At 70.1% G+C, this 18,475-nt stretch carries 18 protein-coding genes; 10 read left to right on the forward strand and 8 right to left on the reverse strand.

Features of this window, described 5'->3' with window-relative positions; translation table 11 throughout:
• Positions 1–200: 200 nt before the first annotated feature.
• Positions 201–992, forward strand: coding sequence for an enoyl-CoA hydratase family protein (locus GSI01S_RS01195; protein ID WP_006894458.1), 792 nt, complete (start codon positions 201–203; stop codon positions 990–992).
• The gene (locus tag GSI01S_RS01200; protein WP_006894459.1) at positions 992–1,591 is read left to right on the forward strand and encodes a TetR/AcrR family transcriptional regulator; all 600 of its coding nucleotides are present in this window, start codon (positions 992–994) and stop codon (positions 1,589–1,591) included. Before GSI01S_RS01195 ends, GSI01S_RS01200 begins: the two co-directional genes overlap by 1 nt.
• Before the next feature lie 17 nt (positions 1,592–1,608).
• Here GSI01S_RS01200 and GSI01S_RS20435 read toward each other — a convergent pair whose 3' ends face one another.
• Positions 1,609–1,782, reverse strand: coding sequence for a hypothetical protein (locus tag GSI01S_RS20435; RefSeq protein ID WP_006894460.1), 174 nt, complete (start codon positions 1,780–1,782; stop codon positions 1,609–1,611).
• A gap of 24 nt (positions 1,783–1,806) precedes the next feature.
• Positions 1,807–2,115, reverse strand: a complete 309-nt coding sequence (locus GSI01S_RS20440) for a hypothetical protein (RefSeq protein ID WP_006894461.1) — start codon at positions 2,113–2,115, stop codon at positions 1,807–1,809.
• Positions 2,116–2,199: 84 nt separating this feature from the next.
• On the opposite strand from GSI01S_RS20440, the gene GSI01S_RS01210 reads away from it, so the two are divergent.
• The gene (locus tag GSI01S_RS01210; protein ID WP_006894462.1) at positions 2,200–2,700 is read left to right on the forward strand and encodes a flavin reductase family protein; all 501 of its coding nucleotides are present in this window, start codon (positions 2,200–2,202) and stop codon (positions 2,698–2,700) included.
• Positions 2,701–2,800: 100 nt separating this feature from the next.
• Here the strand turns inward: GSI01S_RS01210 and GSI01S_RS01215 are convergent, their stop codons facing one another.
• The 3 genes from GSI01S_RS01215 to GSI01S_RS01225 form a co-directional block, all read right to left on the reverse strand.
• Positions 2,801–3,913, reverse strand: a complete 1,113-nt coding sequence (locus GSI01S_RS01215) for an NDMA-dependent alcohol dehydrogenase (protein ID WP_006894463.1) — start codon at positions 3,911–3,913, stop codon at positions 2,801–2,803.
• 207 nt (positions 3,914–4,120) lie between these two features.
• Positions 4,121–5,620 (reverse strand): aldehyde dehydrogenase family protein, encoded by a 1,500-nt coding sequence (locus tag GSI01S_RS01220; protein ID WP_006894464.1) that lies wholly within the window; start codon positions 5,618–5,620, stop codon positions 4,121–4,123.
• Between the two features lie 157 nt (positions 5,621–5,777).
• Positions 5,778–7,382, reverse strand: a complete 1,605-nt coding sequence (locus GSI01S_RS01225) for a sigma-54-dependent Fis family transcriptional regulator (RefSeq protein ID WP_006894465.1) — start codon at positions 7,380–7,382, stop codon at positions 5,778–5,780.
• A gap of 118 nt (positions 7,383–7,500) precedes the next feature.
• Here GSI01S_RS01225 and GSI01S_RS01230 point away from each other — a divergent pair, with 118 nt between their 5' ends.
• The gene (locus GSI01S_RS01230; protein WP_006894466.1) at positions 7,501–8,385 is read left to right on the forward strand and encodes an exodeoxyribonuclease III; all 885 of its coding nucleotides are present in this window, start codon (positions 7,501–7,503) and stop codon (positions 8,383–8,385) included.
• Positions 8,386–8,399: 14 nt separating this feature from the next.
• Here the strand turns inward: GSI01S_RS01230 and GSI01S_RS01235 are convergent, their stop codons facing one another.
• Positions 8,400–10,142: a cytochrome c biogenesis protein DipZ gene (locus GSI01S_RS01235; RefSeq protein WP_006894467.1), complete on the reverse strand. Its 1,743-nt coding sequence runs from the start codon at positions 10,140–10,142 to the stop codon at positions 8,400–8,402.
• Between the two features lie 153 nt (positions 10,143–10,295).
• On the opposite strand from GSI01S_RS01235, the gene GSI01S_RS01240 reads away from it, so the two are divergent.
• Positions 10,296–10,961 (forward strand): fasciclin domain-containing protein, encoded by a 666-nt coding sequence (locus tag GSI01S_RS01240; RefSeq protein WP_006894468.1) that lies wholly within the window; start codon positions 10,296–10,298, stop codon positions 10,959–10,961.
• Positions 10,962–10,977: 16 nt separating this feature from the next.
• On the opposite strand, the gene GSI01S_RS01245 is transcribed toward GSI01S_RS01240, so the two are convergent.
• Positions 10,978–12,375 (reverse strand): cryptochrome/photolyase family protein, encoded by a 1,398-nt coding sequence (locus GSI01S_RS01245; RefSeq protein WP_006894469.1) that lies wholly within the window; start codon positions 12,373–12,375, stop codon positions 10,978–10,980.
• A 65-nt stretch (positions 12,376–12,440) separates the two neighbouring features.
• On the opposite strand from GSI01S_RS01245, the gene GSI01S_RS01250 reads away from it, so the two are divergent.
• The 5 genes from GSI01S_RS01250 to GSI01S_RS01270 all read left to right on the forward strand — a co-directional run bounded on the left by GSI01S_RS01250 (position 12,441) and on the right by GSI01S_RS01270 (position 17,199).
• The gene (locus tag GSI01S_RS01250) at positions 12,441–13,769 is read left to right on the forward strand and encodes an NAD(P)/FAD-dependent oxidoreductase (protein WP_081598042.1); all 1,329 of its coding nucleotides are present in this window, start codon (positions 12,441–12,443) and stop codon (positions 13,767–13,769) included.
• Complete coding sequence (locus GSI01S_RS01255) at positions 13,766–14,509, forward strand: DUF1365 domain-containing protein (RefSeq protein ID WP_006894471.1); 744 nt, start codon at positions 13,766–13,768, stop codon at positions 14,507–14,509. The genes GSI01S_RS01250 and GSI01S_RS01255 overlap by 4 nt, the downstream gene beginning before the upstream one ends.
• Complete coding sequence (locus GSI01S_RS01260; protein ID WP_006894472.1) at positions 14,506–15,840, forward strand: class I SAM-dependent methyltransferase; 1,335 nt, start codon at positions 14,506–14,508, stop codon at positions 15,838–15,840. Before GSI01S_RS01255 ends, GSI01S_RS01260 begins: the two co-directional genes overlap by 4 nt.
• Positions 15,841–15,905: 65 nt before the next feature.
• Positions 15,906–16,460, forward strand: a complete 555-nt coding sequence (gene sigK / locus GSI01S_RS01265) for an ECF RNA polymerase sigma factor SigK (protein WP_039866663.1) — start codon at positions 15,906–15,908, stop codon at positions 16,458–16,460.
• Positions 16,453–17,199: an anti-sigma factor gene (locus GSI01S_RS01270; protein ID WP_006894474.1), complete on the forward strand. Its 747-nt coding sequence runs from the start codon at positions 16,453–16,455 to the stop codon at positions 17,197–17,199. Before sigK ends, GSI01S_RS01270 begins: the two co-directional genes overlap by 8 nt.
• Positions 17,200–17,203: 4 nt before the next feature.
• On the opposite strand, the gene GSI01S_RS01275 is transcribed toward GSI01S_RS01270, so the two are convergent.
• Positions 17,204–18,457, reverse strand: coding sequence for a CynX/NimT family MFS transporter (locus tag GSI01S_RS01275; RefSeq protein ID WP_039866605.1), 1,254 nt, complete (start codon positions 18,455–18,457; stop codon positions 17,204–17,206).
• Positions 18,458–18,475: the final 18 nt, after the last annotated feature.

Here is an 18,475-nt window from a genome sequence, read left to right on the forward strand (position 1 = left end):
GACGTCGCGGGGTTTCGACTGCGGCTCTCGCCCTTTCAGGTTCGTCGAGTAGCGAGGAACGGAGTGAGGAGCGTATCGAGACCGTTGACCTGCGCGGTCTCGATACGCCCGACTCGCTTCGTTTCGCGGACCACTCGACAACCCGGTAGTCGCGACCAGCCGAGTACGGGCCTTCCTCATCGACCTTCAGAAGGAGAACCATGACCGACGACATCCTCGTCCGCACCGCCGTAGACGCGTCCGTCCTCACCGTCACACTCGACTCACCCGCCAACCGCAATGCGCTCAGCTCGGCGCTCGTCGCGCAGCTGCAGACGGCGTTCGATGCCGCGACCGACGAGGAGATTCGGGCGGTCGTGCTGACGCACACCGGCGGGACGTTCTGTGCGGGCGCGGATCTGGGGGAGGCGCTCAAGCGCGGTCTGAGCCCCGAGGAGGCGACCGCCGAGGGCGGTCGTGCGATGGTCGGACTGATCCGCACCGTCCTCGAACTCGACAAGCCGGTGATCGTCGTCGCCGACGGACACGTCCGTGCCGGTGGACTGGGGTTGGTCGGCGCGGCCGACATCGCGCTCGCCGGACCGGCCGCCACCTTCGCTCTCACCGAGTCCAGGCTCGGCCTTGCGGCCTCGATCATCTCGATCCCGTTGCTGGCCAAGATGTCCGCCCGGGCAGCCGGCCGATACTTCCTGACCGGAGAGAAGTTCGGCGCCGACACCGCGGCCGGGATCGGCTTGGTGACCGCCGCCTGCGCCACGGACGACGACCTCGCCGCTGAACTCGACAGTGTGCTGGAAGGCATCCGCAAGGCGTCCCCGCAAGGACTGTCGGTGAGCAAGAAGCTGACCACCGCGGCGCTGCTCGACGGCTTCGACGTGCAGGCGCAGGCGCGCGCCGAGGAGTCGATGCGACTGTTCGCGTCCGACGAGGCGCGGGAGGGAATGACGGCCTTCCTCAGCAAGCGTCGACCGGAGTGGGACACTAGCCGCTGATGAACGCGCCACTCCGTGAACCGCAGCAGGACCGGTCCCGAGCCACTCGGGAGCGGCTGCTGGCGTCGACTGTCGACTTGCTCGCGACCCGTGGCTGGGCCGCGACGACGGTCGCGAAGGTCGCGGAGGAGGCCGGTGTCTCACGAGGCGCGGCGCAACATCACTTTCCGACGAGGGAGGCGTTGTTCACCGCGGTCATCGAGCAGATGTACGACGACATGACCGAGGACGTCGGACACTCACTGGAGAGCATCCCGTCGGGCCCGGGCCGGATCGCCGCGGTGGTGGAGCAGGCCGTCTCGATCTATACGGGAACGTCGTTCAAGGCCGCGCTTCAGGTGTGGGCCGCCGCGGCGTCCGATCCCGCCCTCGCCGACGTGATCCGTCCGCTGGAGGCCAAGATGGGCCGAGCGGCACACGCCTTCGTCGTCTCCGGACTCGACCCCGACGGGACCCGCCCGCAGGCCTACCGGCTGGCGCAGATCACCCTCGACCTCGCCCGCGGCTTCGGCCTGGCCGACACGCTGACCGACGATTCGCGCAGACGCGCCGGGGTCCAGGCGGCGTGGGTGGAGCAGCTGACCGCGGCCTTGGACTGATCGCGCCGGGGCTCGGGTCAGGAGTGCGCCATCACCTGCAGGGCGATCACTGCCAGCGCCAGCGCGGCTTCGATCGTCAGCATCACCACCTGCTGCTTCCAGCTGAGGCCCACCCGATGTACGGCTCTCGCGCAGATCAGGACCAGGGCGACGGTGAGGGCGATCGTCGACGCGAGCAGCGCCGCGTTCACGTCCCAGCCGGTGATCAGGCTGACTCAGAGGAACACAAAGGGCAGCGTCACCGACGACAGTGCGCCGAAACTCGTCCGCACGGCGTGCGCGAACTCGTGACGGCTCATCATCACGCCGTGGACCACCGTGTGAGCGAGGACGTCTGCGGTGAAGACGGCGAGCACCGTGCCTCCGAGCGTCACGGCGAGGGTGGCCAGCGCGGCGGGGGCGCTCACGTCCCCGTGCGCTCGGATCGCCAGCGTCACCGAGAGCGTCGCGAAGACGAGATAGATGGACTCCTTCAGAACCGCAGCCTGTTCCTCTCGGGTCGGCTGCGCGCGGGTGCCGGACATGCACAGAGCGTAGTCGGGCCCGCCGCGGCGTAGGGTCGGTCGTGGTGGCCGGGTAACGGCCACGCGCGAGCAGAAGGGGCGGGCATGGACGACGGTCCGGTGCGCGGTTTCGAAGCGATGATGGCCTCGATCGACTCATCCGTCTACCTGGTGACGGCAGCCGCCGACGGTCGCCGAGCGGGTTGCCTGGTGGGTTTCGCCGCGCAGATGAGTATTGAACCGGAGCGGTTCGTGGCCGGGATCTCACGGCAGAACCACACCTATCCCATCGCCGCGGCGGCCGGTCACCTCGGTGTGCACGTGGTCTCCCGCGAGCACCTGGATCTGGCGCGACTGTTCGGCGGAGAGACCGGCGACGAGGTCGACAAGTTCGAGCGCTGTCGATGGGTTCCGGGACCGCACGGCGTGCCGATCCTGTCCGACGCCGAGGCCTGGTTCGTCGGCCGAGTGCTGGCTCGGCACGACGTCGGCGACCACACGTGCCACGTCCTCGCTCCGGTCGCCGGCGGCGGGTCGGCCGGCGGGCGCGGAGGCTTGGCGGGACTGGCCGACGTCGACGACCTCGAACCGGGGCACCCGGCCTGACGCACGGCGGGAGGACATCCTCCTGGCGACCGGCGAATGGAAACCGCGGGCCCACCGGTGTCGATCACCGATGAGCCCGCGGAGTTCGGGGGGACGAGGCCTACGACTCGTGCATGATCACGCCGCGGATGTTCTTCCCGTCGCGCAGATCCTGGTAGCCCTGATTGACGTCCTCCAGTGAGTAACGCTGGGTCACCAGCTCGTCGAGCTTCAGCTGACCGGCGTCGTACAGGCGCAGCAGCTTCACGATGTCGTACTGCGGATTCATCGAACCGAAGAGCGTGCCCATGATCGTCTTCTGGTTCAGCGTCAGATCCGCACCCGAGACCTGGACGGTGAGCTTGGCGGGGTCGGCCAGACCGGTGATGACCACCTTGCCGCCCTTGCCGATGACAGCGGTGGCCGCCTGGACCACCGGGACGTCGACGGTACCGACCAGGATGAGGGCGGCGTCGGCGCCCTTGCCCCAGGTCAGCTCGGTCACCTTCTCCTGCGCCTCCTCGGCGGTCGCGAAGGCGTGCGTGGCGCCGAACTTCAGCGCCTCGGTGCGCTTCATCTCCACCGGGTCGACGACGACCACGTACTTGCAGCCCGCGCTGACCGCGCCCTGAACCGCATTGATGCCGAGGCCGCCGATGCCGTAGATGACGGCGGTGTCGCCCGCGCGCAGATTGCCCGCGTTGACCGCTGTGCCCCAACCGGAGGGGACGCCGCAGCCGACGAGGACAGCGGTCTCCAGCGGCAGCCAGTCGTCGACCTTGACGACCGAGTGCTGCGAGATGGTGGCACGCTCGGAGAACGTGCCGAGCATGCACATGGCGCCGAAGTCCTGGCCGTTCCCGTGAAAGCGGAAGGTGCCGTCGGGCATGGAGCCCTCGAGGATGGTGGCGCCCATGTCGCACAGGTTCTGCCGGCCCGTGGAGCAGTAGCGACAGGTGCCGCAGTTCGGGATGAAGCTGCACACCACGTGGTCGCCGGGCTTCACCTTGGTGACGCCGGGGCCCACCTCCTCGATGATTCCGGAGCCCTCGTGACCACCGACGATGGGGTAGCGGGGCGGGAGGTCGCCGTCGGTGAGGTGGAGGTCGGAGTGGCAGAGGCCTGCGGCGGTGTACTTGATGAGGACCTCGCCCGGGCCGGGGCCGTCGAGGTCGAGTTCCATGATCTCGAAGGGCTTGCCGGGCTCGAGGAGTACGGCGGCTTTGGTCTTCATGGTGGGTTCCTTAAGGGTTGGTTGGGTGGGGTGGGGGATGAGTGGGTTGTTGGTTTCGACTCGCTGCGCTCGCTCAACTGGCCTGTGGGGGAGTCGCTCAACTGGCCTGTGGGGGAGTCGCTCAACTGGCGGGTGGAGGGTTTCGACTCGCTGCGCTCGCTCAACCAGCGGGCGGAGGGAGGGCCTGGGCGGGGACGCCCGCGCGAGTCAGAGGGCGATGTTGACGGACTTGGTCTGGGTGTAGAGGTCCAGGGCGGAGTCGCCCAGTTCGCGGCCCCAGCCGGACTGCTTGAAACCGCCGAAGGGGAGGGCGGTGTCGAAGCCGTTGTACTGGTTGACCCACACCGATCCGGCCTTCACCGCCGCGGCGGTGCGGTGCGCCTTCGAGATGTCCTTGGTCCAGATTCCCGCGGCGAGTCCGTAGATCGAGTCGTTGGCAGCACGGGCGACGTCGTCCTCGTCGTCGAACGGCAGGGCGGCGACGACGGGGCCGAAGATCTCCTCCTCCACGATCGAGAATTCCGGCTTCACGTCCACGAAGACGGTCGGTTCGATGAAGTAGCCCTTGTCGCCCCAGCGGCCGCCGCCGGTGAGAGCGCGTGCCCCGTCTGCCAGGCCCTGCTGGATGTAGCTGTTGACCCGATCGAACTGCTCCTGCGAGACGAGCGGTCCGAGTTCGGTGGTCGGATCGAGACCGGGGCCGATCTTGGCCTGCGACGCGGCGTCGGCGACAGCCTGCGTGAACTCGTCGAAGATGCTGCGCTGCACGAACAACCGGGTGCCCGCGACGCAGCACTGACCGTGGTTGAACATCCACGCCGCGACCGAACCGGCGACGGCCGACTCGATGTCCGCGTCGGCGAAGACGATGTTGGGGCTCTTGCCGCCGAGTTCCAGCGACACCTTCTTGAGATTGCCGGTCGCGGCCTGGACGATCTTCTTACCGACTTCGGTAGACCCGGTGAAGGCGACCTTGTCGACGTCGAGGTGCGCCGACAGCGCGGCGCCTGCGTCGCCGAATCCGGTGACGATGTTGACCACGCCGGGCGGGAAGCCGGCCTCCTCGAAGACCTCGCCCAGCATCAGCGCACTCAGGGGCGTCTGCTCGGCAGGCTTGAGGACCACGGTGTTTCCGGCAGCGAGCGCCGGAGCGAGCTTCCACGTGGCCATCAGGATGGGGAAGTTCCACGGGACGATCTGGCCGCACACGCCCAGCGACTCACGTCGGGTGTAGGCGTGGAACTGGGCGTCCGGACCGGCGAACGGCATCGACGGGGTGATCGACGAGCCCTTGATCTTGGTGGCGAGCCCGGCGTTGTAACGCCACACGTCCGCCGACCAGGAGACGTCGACCGCTGTCGCGATGGTGACCGACTTGCCGTTGTCGAGCGCCTCCAGCTGCCCGAAGATCTCGGCTCGCTCGGAGAGGATGTCGCCGACCCGCCAGATCAGGCGTTCCCGTTCGTTCGGCTTCATCCGGCCCCACGGGCCCTCGTATGCGGCGCGCGCCGCGGCCACGGCGCGATCGACGTCGGCCGCCTCACCGTGCGCCACCCGGGTGATCACCTCGCCGGTGGCCGGGTCGTGGGTCGCGAAAGTGCGGCCCGACGCCGCGTCGACCCACTGGCCGCCGATCAGCAACTGGCGGTCGCGGGACACGAAATCGGCTACGGCCGGATGAAGGGCCGAATTGAGGGTGGCGGTCATGGAAGCCTCCTGACGAGATGGGCACGTCGCGCACCGTGTGATGCGCGCCACTGAATGAGTGCCCCTCATTTGTCACATGCCGCCGCGAGCCCGCCGTGTGCAGAAACTGAACAGTGCCGGTGGACACGGCCTGTACACGGACCGGGTACGCGCCGTGTCAGCGGGAGATACCCAGCGCCCGGATCCGGGCGTACAGGGTGGTGCGGGAGACGCCGAGCGCCTTGGCGGCATGCGATTTGTTGCCGTCTGCGGCGTCGAGCGCATCGATGATGGCCTGGCGTTCGGCCTGCTCCAGACCCATCAGACGGGAGGCGCGGGAACTGCCGCGGTAGCCCTCCGGGAGGTCGGCGGCGGTGAGTTGCCTGCCGCCGCGCGCCAGGGTCGTCTCGGCCGCGGCACCGAGCACCACCGACATCTCGGTCAGGTTGCCCGGCCACTCCTGGCAGGCCAGCGCGTCTGCGGCGTCCGGACCGAGTTCCAGACGGCGGTCGCAGCGCTCCAGCATCCGCTGGGCCAGGGAGACGATCTCGCTGGTGCGCTGCCGCAGCGGCGGCAGGGTGACGCGGGTGCGGCAGCAGCCCACGAGCGCGGCGAGGCCCGCGGCGCCGCCGGTGACCGGCTCGCAGACGACGACGATCGGCGGGAGATCGGGCCGATGGGCGGCTATCGCCGCCTGCAGCAGGCGGATCGAGCGATCGTCGAGGAGATCGGCGCCGTCGACGACGAGACCGTGGCCCGCGGAACGGGCTTCCCGGATCGCCGCCGCGACATCCGGCGGCGTGCCGTCGAGCAGGGCCGCGGCGACGTCGAGTCGCACCCGGCGATCGTCGGGGATCAACGACTGCGCCTCGGTGGTCCGGCCCGTGCCGGGCTCGCCGCAGATCGCGACCGACGCCGCGGCGGCGCGCGGCACCGGATCGGCGGGTGTCCGATGCCCGACGCGGGGACGCAGGCGGAATACGGCGGCGTGCCGTACGCCGTCGACTCGGTCGATCTCGATGTCGGCCTCGATGCCGGACACCAGGGTGATGGTCCGGCGCCGCTCGGAGCGGTCGTGGAGCATCGCGCGGAGCGACCCGAAGTCGGCGGAGCCGAGCAACTGGGCGGCCAGGGCGTTGGTGAGCTGCAGGTCGTCGCCGACCGCGGCGACCGCGACATCGCGGCGCGACGAGGTCTTCTCGAACGCGGCGATCACCGCACGATGGTCGGCGTGCGTGCGGTTCAGGAGCCGTTCGGCGATGTCGTCGACGAGCCCGCGCACCAACGGCACCGACAGCGGGTTGATCTGCGGGGCCACCTCGGTCATGCAGATCGCGCCTGCGACGCGGCGGGTGGCCGGGTGTACGATCGGCCGGCCGAAGCAACTCAGCGACCGGAACTGCTCCAGGTAGTGCTCGGATCCGTTGATGACCACGTCGCCGCGCACCTCGACGGTGGTGCCCAGCGCGGTGGTGCCCATCCGAGACTCGTCGCAGGCGGCGCCCTCGACGGCGCCCACCGACTCCAGATGCCGCTCCAGTGTGCTGTCGGCCGAGACGCGCGAGACCATGCGGCAGTCCTGATCCACCAGCAACAGCGCCGTGGTGGTGCCGCTGAGCATCGATGCGGCCCGCGCGAGCACCGGCCGCGCGGCGTCGAGCAACCGGTCGTCGGCGATGTCGCGGACGGCCGGCCGGAACGGCGAGTCGGGGGACAGGCCGGACTGGGTGACGCGACGCCAGGACGCGGCGATCACGTCACGCTGGGGAAGTGGGGTGGTCACGACACCACTGTGACATGGATCATGCGCGGTCGGTAGGTCCGGGCGATCGCACTCGGTCGCACTCGATCGCGCCGGGCGGTCCGCGTCGCCGTGCGCCGTCCCGGCTACGGTTGGTCGCATGCGAGTGGCGACCTGGAATGTGAACTCGGTGAGACAGCGAGTGCCCCGGCTGCTGCCGTGGCTGGACGAGCGGTCGCCCGACGTGGTGTGCCTGCAGGAGACCAAGGTCACCGACGAGGCGTTCGCGGCCGAACTGGGTGACGAACTCGCCGCACGCGGCTACGAGTTCGCCCACGCGGGGCAGGGACAGTGGAACGGCGTGGCGCTGCTGAGCAGGGTGGGGCTCGACGACGTCCGGATCGCATTCCCCGGCGCACCCGGTTTTCCCGACCCCGAGTCGGCTCCGGAAGGGCGGGCGGTCTCGGCGGTGTGCGACGGGGTGCGCGTGTACTCGGTGTACGTCCCCAACGGCCGCGAGGTCGGCTCCGACCACTACGCGTACAAACTGGCGTGGCTCGCGAAGTTGCGGGAGGCCGTCGAACCGGAGGCGGATTCGACCGTCGTCTGCGGCGACTACAACATCATCCCGACCGACGACGACTGCTTCGATCCGGCGGCCTTCGTCGGTCACACGCATGTCACCGACGCCGAGCGTGCGGCGTTCGAGGCGCTGAAAGGCGCCGGTCTGCACGACGTGATGCGGGAGCACTGGCCCAGCGAACGGATCTACACCTACTGGGACTACCGTGCCGGAATGTTCCACAAGGATCTCGGCATGCGGATCGACTTCCTGCTGGCCGGAGGCCCGGTGGCCGCGCGCGCCCAGGCCTGCTGGGTGGACCGCAAGGCCCGCAAGGGCACCAAGCCCAGCGACCACGCACCGGTGTTCCTGGATCTGGACACCGCGCCCGACGGCGACGTGGGTCCGGTGGTCCCGCCGCCTTCGCGTCCGGCACAGGTGAAGCCGGGGTCGGTGAAGCTGCCGCACTCGGTGGCCGACTGAGGGCTCTCGGGTTCTCAGCCGTAGGTGAACGAGAAGACCTCGAGGCCGGGGGACGGTGCCAGTTCGAGCCGCCCTCGCCGACTGCCGGTCCCGTCGACGATCTGATGGAGGGTCGGCGGTCCGCTGATGGGGATCGTCGAGGAGGAGCCGTCGTCGCGTCTCACGGTGATCGTCCCCGTCCCGCCGGCGACGACGTACACGTTGCGCGCACGGTAGTTCAGCGAGATCGCCGCATCGCGACGCGCGGTGGCACCCTGACGGTCGAGCGTCCACCGGCCGCGCAGGGCGAAGGAGTCGGGGGCCGGGCTCTCCGGAAAGTCGAAGTCCGCGGTGCCTGCGGAATAGGGGGTGGGACCCGCGTAGTTCCCGGCCTTGCCGATCCCGAGGTACGTCTCCGCCGTGGTCGGCTCGGTCGGCGTGGTGTCGGCGCGCTCGGTGGGCGGCGGTAGCGTGCTGCCGGGCCGGGCGTCGGCGAGCAAGTCGCGGATCATCCGCTCCGACGTCGCGTACCCGCCTTCACCGAACTCGATGTGCCGCACCACTCCTGTGGAGTCGATGAGGTACTGGGCCGGCCAGTAGCTGTTGCGGTAGCCGGTCCAGGTCGAGAACGCCGGATCGAGCGCTATCGGGTAGTCGATGCCCAGGCGTTCGGCTGCGGCGACGACGTTCGACGGCACCTTCTCGAAGGCGTACTCCGGGGTGTGGACCCCGATCACCTCCAACCCGCTGTCGCGATACGTGCGATACCAGTCCACGACGTGCGGAATGGATCGCTGGCAGTTGATGCACGAGTACGCCCAGAAGTCGATGAGGACCACTTTTCCGCGCAGTTGTGACAGCGGCAGAGCGTGGTCGCCGGGGGTGTTGAACCAGTCGGTGATACCGGTCAGCGGCGGCGCCGTACCGCAGCTCTGCAGACGATCGGCTCCGTCGGTGCAGTTCGAGAGTTCGCGATTCGCGTCGGTGACGATGCCTCCGAGATCGAGCCGGCGATTGAGATCGTCGGTGCCGCCCACCGAGTCCTGCAGGGACCCGGTGTAGTCGGGGATCGCCCGCTGGAGCGCGGCCGGGGCGTCGAAGACCAAGCCGACGGCGAGGCCGATCGTCACCAGTCCGCCGATCACTCGGATCAGCCGTTGCCTGCGCCGGAAGGCGCTCACCCGTTCGGCGATCCGCCGGCCGGCCAGCGCGAACACCAGCAGTGGGAGCGTCGCACCCACCGCGAAGGACAACGTCAGCGCCACCGTGGAGAGCCCGATCGATCCCGTCGCACCGGCGACCACGATGGCCGCGAGCACCGGACCGGCGCACGGAACGTAGAGGACACCGAGTGCCAGCCCGAGCCCGAATCCGGACCGCCCGCGGGCCACCGGCCGCTGCGGCAGCCGGGCGAAGGGCTTCTCCAGGAGCCGTTCGACGGGCGGAAAGATCAAGCCGAGTCCGATCGAGACCAGCGCTGCCAACCCGATCCACCGGATGGTGTCCTGCGGCAGGTGCAGCAGCGACAGCAGGCTCGACCCGACGAGCGTCACCGCGGAGAAGCTCACGACCAGCCCGGCGATCACCAGGTACGGCCGCGCGCTCTCGGCGAACCGCCGTCTGCGGTCCGGTCGTCCCTGGGACGGCTGTTCGGTCTCCTCCGGGCCGCGGGCGTTCTGCGCGCCGGAGAGGAACAGGACCGGCAGCACCGGAAGGATGCACGGCGAGATGCCGGTGATGAGTCCGCCGACGAAACCGATCGCGATCACTGTGTTCATGACCGGTATTCGGTGGCGTCGACGGCCCGGATGGGTCGCCCCGGGCGGCACCGCCGGACAACCGGCCCATCCGAAATCCGGAGGGCGCCGAATGACCCATGTCACTGATGACGACGCCGGCGCCCGTCGGCGTTCGACGAGAAGGAGCAGTCGATGAGAACCAGCAAGACCATGGGTGCCAAGGTTGCGGCGATGGGCTTCGCCCTCGCAGTCGCGGGCACCATGACCGCGTGTTCGAGCGACGACTCGACGAGTACGTCGACCACGGACGCCATGCCGACGACCGCGATGAGTTCGCAGACGATGAAGGCCGATCCGGCCGCGGATCTGGTGGGTCCCGGCTGCGCGGCCTACGCCGAGAAGGTGCCCACCGGTCCCGGGTCGGTGACCGGCATGTCCACCGAACCGGTAGCCGTCGCCGCGTCGAACAATCCGATGCTGACCACGCTCACCTCGGCGGTGTCCGGCGGCCTCAACCCGAAGGTGAACCTGGTCGACACCCTCAACGGCGGTGAGTTCACCGTGTTCGCCCCGGTCGACGACGCCTTCGCGAAGGTCGATCCGGCCACGATCGACTCGCTCAAGACCGACTCGGCGGGCCTGACCAGTCTGCTGACCTACCACGTGGTGCCGGGCCAGCTGAGTCCCGACCAGGTCGACGGCGTCCACAAGACGGTTCAGGGCGACACCGTGGACGTGACCGGCAGCGGCGACGATCTGAAGGTCGACGGCGCGAGCGTGATCTGCGGCGGAGTCCACACCGCGAACGCGACCGTGTACCTGATCGACCAGGTGCTCATGCCGCCCGCCAAGCCCTGATCCGCGCCGGCCGGTCTCAGAGCCGGTGATACCGGGCCAGCGCGACCTCCCGCTCGGCCCGGTGATCGACCATCGGCGGCGGATAGCTCGCCGGGGACGGCGACAGCGGCAGCACCGCGTCCCCGTCCCCGGCGAGCAGCCACGGCCGGTGAACGGCCCGGCCCGCGATGCCGCGGAGTTCGGGCACCCAGCGCCGGACGTAGTCGCCGTCCGGGTCGAACCGCTCACCCTGCGAAACCGGGTTGAAGATCCGGAAGAACGGCGCCGCGTCGGTGCCGCAGCCCGCGGTCCACTGCCATCCGTGCTGATTGGAGGCGAGGTCGCCGTCCACGAGGTGCTTCATGAAGTGTCGGGCACCCCGCCACCAGGGCAGATGCAGGTCTTTCGTCAGGAACGAGGCGACGATCATTCGCACCCGGTTGTGCATCCAGCCCTCGGCCAGCAGCTGACGCATACCCGCGTCGACGATCGGATACCCGGTACGGCCCGCACACCACGCGTCGAAGGCGGCGTCCGCGTCGGGCCCGCTGTGGTACTCCAGGGCATCGAACGCGGCGTGATAGTTGGCGCGCGCGGTGTCCGGGCGCCGATGCAGGACGTCGGCGTAGAAGTCGCGCCAGGCGAGCTCGCTGCGGAGCGCGACGGCTCCCGCGTCACCGCGTCCGCGCAGATCGTGCAGCAGCGTGCGCGGGTGCGCGCAACCGAACTTCAGATACGGCGACAATCGGGTGGTCGCGTCGAGGTCGGGACGGTCGCGATCGTCCGAGTACCGGTCGAGGCCGCGCTCGGCGTCCTGCCGGAAGCGCCGCCAGCGCCGCAGTGCGGCCGCCTCACCCGCGGGTGGCAGGTCGACGGATGTCCGCTCGGCGAGGGCGTCGAAATCCAGACGCTCACCCAGACCGTCTGGGTCGATCCAGTCGAGCGTTCCGGCATCGGTGCGTGCCGGAGAATGCCAGCCGTGGTCGAGCCAGGCGCGGCGGTACGGGGTGAACACCCGGTACGGCCCGCCCGCCTTGGTCCGGAGTCGGCCGGGCGAGACGGCGTACGGCGAACCTGTCCGCACCAGCGGCACGGCGCCCAGCGCCGCTTCGACGGCGTCGTCGCGCATCCGGCCGTACGGCCCGAAGTCTTCGCTGATATGCACCGACGCCGCCCCGATCCGGGCGGCCAGATCGGCGATCACGGCCGCCGGCTCACCGTGGGTGAGCAGCAGGCGGCCGCCCAGGTCGGCGTCGAGGGCGCGCAGGCAATCCGCGAGGAATGCCAGACGCGGCGCACCGGAGGGTCGCCGCAGTCTGTCGTCGATCACGAAGACGGCCAGCGCCGCGTTCGCACGGTCGGCGGCGGCGAGCAGTGTGGGCAGGTCGGTGAGCCGCAGGTCGCGGCGGAACCAGACGATCGCGGGAGCGTTCACCCGACCAGTGTGCGCCGTGCCGGGCCGGTCCCGCCTCGACCCATCCGCGCGTCGGCCGACTCCGAATGCCTGGTGTGACTGACAGTGGAACCTTCGCAGCGCCGAATTTCGCCGAACCCTCCCGCATCGCCGTCGTGGGCGGCGGAGTCGCGGGACTGACCGCCGCGCTCCGGTTGTCGGAACGCCATCGGGTCACCCTCTTCGAAGCCGACGACCGGTTGGGCGGCCACGCGCACACGCATCGGATATCGGAGGCGGACGGAACGCGGGTCGCAGTCGATTCGGGATTCATCGTCCACAACGACCGCACGTACCCGACGCTCCTTCGCCTGTTCGAGGAACTCGGTGTCGCCACCCGGGACACCGACATGTCGATGTCGGTCCGCTCGCAGGCGACGGGACTGGAATACGCCGGTGCGCTGGGCTTCGCGGGGCTGTTTCCGACGTGGCGTACCGCGCTTCGCGGACGCTACCTGCTGATGCTCCTCGAAGTGGTCCGGTTCCACCGGTCGGCGCGCCGCCTGCTGGCCACTGCCGACGACGACTGCCGGCTCGGGGAGTTCGTCGAGCGGACGAGGCTGTCGTCGTACTTCCGCGACAACTTCCTGCTGCCGCTGGTGGCGGCCGTGTGGTCGTGCGACGCGGAGACGGCCGCGGAATACCCGGCCCGCTACCTCTTCACCTTCCTCGACCACCACGGCATGCTCTCGGTGTACGGTTCGCCGGTCTGGCGCACAGTCGTCGGCGGATCGGCCGTCTATGTTCGGGCGATCGCCGATCGCGTCGAGGCGCGCGGAGGTCGCACCCGGTGCGGAGCCCCGGTCACCGCGGTCGCCGACGAGCCCGGCGGGGTCGTCGTCACCGCGAACGGGACATCCGAGACCTTCGACGGCGCGGTGATCGCCACTCACCCGCATCAGGCGCTGGCCATGCTCCGGTCGCCGACCCGGCTGCAGACCGAGGTGCTCGGCGCCATCGGCTACAGCGCCAAGCCGGCGGTCCTGCACACCGACGAGACGCTGCTGCCGACCGCCGTGCGCGCCCGGGCGTCCTGGAACTACCAGATCCGGGCCGACGGTTCGGCGGTCGCCGTGACCTACGACCTCACCCGGCTGATGAGGTTGTCGCAGGGGCGCGGCGGGCCGCGGTATCTGGTCACCATGGGACGGACCGATCTGGTCGACCCGGCGACGATCCTCGCGGAGATGGACTACGAGCATCCCGTCTACGACGCCGGTTCGGTGGCAGCCCAGCAGCGGCTGCCCGAGATCGATACGGACCGAATCGCTTTCGCCGGTGCCTATCACGGTTGGGGCTTCCACGAGGACGGCGCCGCCTCGGGTGCCCGGGCCGCGGCGCACTTCAGGACGACACGGACGGCGGTGCGACGATGACGGCGCCCGCACTGGTCCACACCCGCATCAGCCACATCCGCCGCGAACCGGTGGACCATCGGTTCGCGCACCGGAGCCTGAGCTGGCTCGTGGACATCGACCGCCTGCCGCGCCTGCCACGGGGACTCCGCTGGGCCGCCCGCTTCCGGCCCGAGGACCACTTTCCGTCGCCCGCCGCGGCCGGCGAGACCCTGCGGGGGCGACTGGAGTCGTACACCGACTCCGTCGGAGCCCCGCGGGCCGACGGCGCGGTCATCGCTCTGCTCTCGCCGCGCGTGGCCGGGTACGTCTTCAATCCGCTGTCGGTGTTCTGGTGCCACGACCGCGACGGTCGCCTCCGGTACGTGATCGCCGAGGTTCACAACACATACGGCCAGAGGCACTGCTATCTGGTGCGCACCGACGGCGCGGGACGGGCCGAGGTCGACAAGGAGTTCTACGTCTCACCGTTCAACGACGTGTCCGGACGTTATCGACTCGTCTTGCCCGAGCCCGGCGCCGACGGCCGGATCCGGCTCAGCGTGGTCCTCGAGCGACCGGGCCGCAGCCGATTCACCGCGACCCTCACCGGACGCGCGGAACCGGCGACTCCGGCCGCGGTGGTGCGCGCACAGCTGCGCACCCCGCTCGCCCCGTGGGTCGTCGCGGCCCGCATCCGCCTCCACGGGATCCGGCTGTGGTGCCGCGGCCTGCGCGTGGAGCCCCGACCTCACCCCGACACGAAGGAGCGTTCACGATGACGACCGACGACAGCCGTCGCACCGACGATTCCCGGCACACCGGCCGCCGCGACCGCATCCCGCGGATCGACCCGGTGCGCTGGCCGGATGTGTCCGCGCCGCCGCACGCCCGCATGTCCGGGCTGCGCGCCTTCGCCGCGGAACGGCTCTTCCGGCGGGCCGCGGCGAGACTGCCGATCGCCGTCGAGTTCCCCGACGGGAGCCGCATCGGCCGGCTCGACGGCCGGATGGTGCCGAGAATGATCGTCCGTGACCCGGAGTCGTTCTTCGCCCGTCTGGGCGCTTCCGGGCTGATCGGCTTCGGCGAGGCGTTCATGGCGGGGGAGTGGACCACCGACGACCTCGTCGGGGTGCTCAGCGCGTTCGCGGCCGACGTGGCCGATCTGGTGCCCGCGTCGCTGCAGCGCCTGCGTTCCTCGGTACTGCCGCGGCATCCCGCGGACGAGGAGAACTCCCTGGCCAACACGCGGTCGAACATCGCCCGCCACTACGACCTCTCCAACGATCTCTTCGCCGCCTTCCTCGATGAGACGCTCACCTACTCGAGCGCCTTCTTCGGCACCGACCGCGACGCGGAACGCGCGCAGTGGTCCGACCTCGCGGACGCACAGCGCGCCAAGATCGACCGGCTGCTCGACGCCGCGGGCGTGGGGCCGGGAACCCGTCTGCTGGAGATCGGGACCGGGTGGGGCGAACTGTGTCTGCGAGCGGCCCGGCGCGGGGCGTTCGTCCACTCGGTGACGCTGTCGGCAGAACAGCGAGACCTGGCGCTGCGGCGCGTGGCCGAGGCGGGCGTGGCCGACCGCGTCCGCATCGACCTGCTCGACTATCGGCTCGTGCGCGGCCGGTACGACGCCGTCGTCTCGGTGGAGATGCTGGAGGCGGTGGGGCGTGAGTACTGGCCCGTCTACTTCCAGACCCTCGACCGGCTGCTGGTGGACGGCGGTCGCGCCGCCCTTCAGGTGATCACGATGCCGCACCGGCGGATGCTGGCCTCGGAGGGCACCTACACCTGGGTGCACAAGTACATCTTCCCGGGCGGGCGGCTGCCGTCGATCGAGGCCCTGCGCGAGGTCGCGACCCGCGGCACCGCCCTCCGGCCCGCCGGGGAGTTCGCGATGGGCCTGCACTACGCACGGACCCTGCATCTGTGGCGGGAGCGTTTCCGGTCCGCGGACGAGGCGGTCGGCCGGCTCGGCTTCGACGCGGTGTTCAAGCGGATGTGGACCTTCTACCTCGCCTACTCCGAAGCCGGCTTCCGGTCCGGCTACCTGGACGTGTACCAGCTCCGCTTCGACAAGACGGCGCCCGCAGGGACGCGATCGTCATGATCGCGCCGCTCGCGACGGCTAGGCTGGCGTGCGATGACACACGCCGACTCGCCTGCGGTCCGCCGATGACCGCGGGCGGCGCACAACTGGAGGACCTGCTCGGCCTCGTCGCGTCCGGAGATCGCGGTGCTTTCGCCGATCTCTACGACCGCACCAGCGCGCGGGTGTACGGGATGGTGCTGCGGGTGCTGCGCGATCAGGGGTACAGCGAGGAAGTGACGCAGGAGGTGTACCTCCAGGTGTGGCGCGAGGCCCGGCATTTCCGGCCGGATCGCGGCAGCGCCGTGTCGTGGCTGCTGACCATCGCTCACCGGCGGGCCGTCGACCGGGTGCGGTCGGAGCGATCGGCGTCCGACCGCGACACCCGGTACGGCGTTCGCGAACTGGTCGAGATCACCGCGGGCGTCGAGGAGGAGGTGCTCTCCCGGGAGAACGGGCGGCGGGCGCGTGAGTGCCTCGGCACCCTCACCGCACTGCAGGCTCAGGCGGTGAGTCTGGCGTTCTACGAGGGCTTCACCTATCGCGAGGTGGCCGAACGGCTCACGGTGCCGTTGCCGACGGTCAAGAGCCGCATCAAAGACGGACTGAAGAGGCTGAGGGGGTGTTTGGGCGGTGAGTGAAGACCCGGACTACCTGCGTGAACTCGCCGCGCTCATCGCCCTCGACGCGGTCGACGACGTGGAGCGCGCCCGGATCATGCGGATCGTGGGGAGCGCCGAGGACGGCGACCGACAGATCTTCGAGGCAGAGCTCAGGGCGGTGCGCGAGGCACTCGCCGGAATCAGCGAGGCGACGGCCACACCGCCGCCGGCCGCGTTGCGCGACCGCGTCCTCGACGTAGTCTCGGGCCAGGAGCAGACGGCGCCGGCGGATGAACCCGAGCCGGTCGCCGACCCCGAGCCGCAGTCGCGGCGCATCCGGTATGCGTGGGTGGCCGCCGCGGCCGCGGTGGTCCTGGGGATCGGCGGCGGCGTCGTCGGCTACACGCTCGCCGACCGGTCGCAGCCGGCCGAGCCCTCGCAGGCCGAGCAGATCTTCGCCGCACCCGACGTCCGCACCACCACCGGAACCGTCGCGGGCGGCAAGGCCTCGGTCACGTATTCGCCGTCCACCGGCGAGGGCGTGCTGGTGATGAACGACGTGCCGCGCCCCGAGCCGGGCACGATCTATCAGATGTGGCTGATGGGGCCGAGCGGGCCGAAGCTCGCCGGAACGATGTCGGCCGCGGACGTCGCGCCGTCGACCACCGCGGTCATCACCGACATGCACGGTGCCACCGCGGTCGCATTCACCGTCGGCGACGCCGCGACGCCCGACAAGCTGATCAGCGCCCCGGTCGCGGAACTGCCTCTGAGCTGATCGCTCAGCCGAGCTGGTCCTCCAGGTACCGGGGACGGCAGATCACCCAGGCGCCGCACAGCATCACCACGACGGTGGCGGTGAGGAAGCCGAACGGGACGGTCCATGAATGTGTGGCGTCGTGCAGGACCCCGAACAGCATCGGCCCGGCGCATGCCAGCAGGTAGCCGACGCCCTGGCCGAATCCGGACAGCGACGACGACCCGGTGCTGGTGCGGCTGCGCAGGTTGATCAGCGTCAGCGCCATCGGGAAGGTGGTGGGCCCGATGCCGATCAGGACGGCCCACAGCCACGGCGCTGCCAGCGGCGCCCACAGCAGCCCCGCGAAGCCCGCCAGCCAGCAGGCCGCGAAGCCCAGGGCGAACGGGAACGGATTGGCGAACCGGGCACACAGGACCGGCGCCACCAGCGTGCCCGCGAACCCGATCCCGGAGAACAGCGCGACCATCGCACCACCGAGTGATTCGCTGCCCCCGGCGTCGCTGAGCACCTCGGGCAGCCAGGTGAACATCGAGTAGGTCATCAACGAGGTCATGCCGAACATCAGGGTGAGACCCCAGGCCATGCTGCTTCGCCAGACCGGCAGGCGCGCGGCCTCGTCGACCGCGGGACGCGCCTCGTCGGGCAGATCGTCCTCGGCACGGACGGTGGCCCGTCGTTCGCGCACCACCCACATCCAGGGGAGCAGCGCGGCTAGGGGGACCAGTGCCCACATCGCGAGCGAGGTCCGCCAGCCCGCCGCGTCCGCGACCGGCACGGCCATCGCGGCGGGCAGCGCGGTGCCGATCTGCACGAAGGTGATGTACACCGTGCTGACGAGCGCGATCTTGTCGCTGAAATAGCGCTTCACCAGGGGTGGGATGAGGATATTGCCGACGCCCATGCCGAAGAGTGCGACACCGGACAGGATGAGCAGCGCTGCCACGCCGCCGACGAAGGGGCGGCTGGCGATGCCGACTCCGGTGAGGATCACCGCGGCCAGCGTGGTCTGCTCGATGCCGAAACGCCGGCCGAGGGCGGGGGCGAAGACGCCGGCCAGACCGAACATCAGCGTCGGCAGCATGCCGAGCAGACCGCTGACGGTGTGGCCGAAGCCGAGGTCGTCGGAGATCCGCGCGAGCAGCGGCGTGATCGAGGTGACGGCCGTGCGGAGGCTGAGCGAGAAGAGCACGATCGCGACCAGGACCATGACGCGGCCGCGCCAGGCCCCAATCGGGGTTCGGAATGGTGCGGCGGTTGTCGCGGAATCGGTGACCATGGCCTAAATCGTAGGATG

The sequence above is a fragment of the Gordonia sihwensis NBRC 108236 genome, from assembly GCF_000333035.1.
In the GTDB taxonomy this organism is placed as follows: Bacteria; Actinomycetota; Actinomycetes; order Mycobacteriales; family Mycobacteriaceae; genus Gordonia; species Gordonia sihwensis.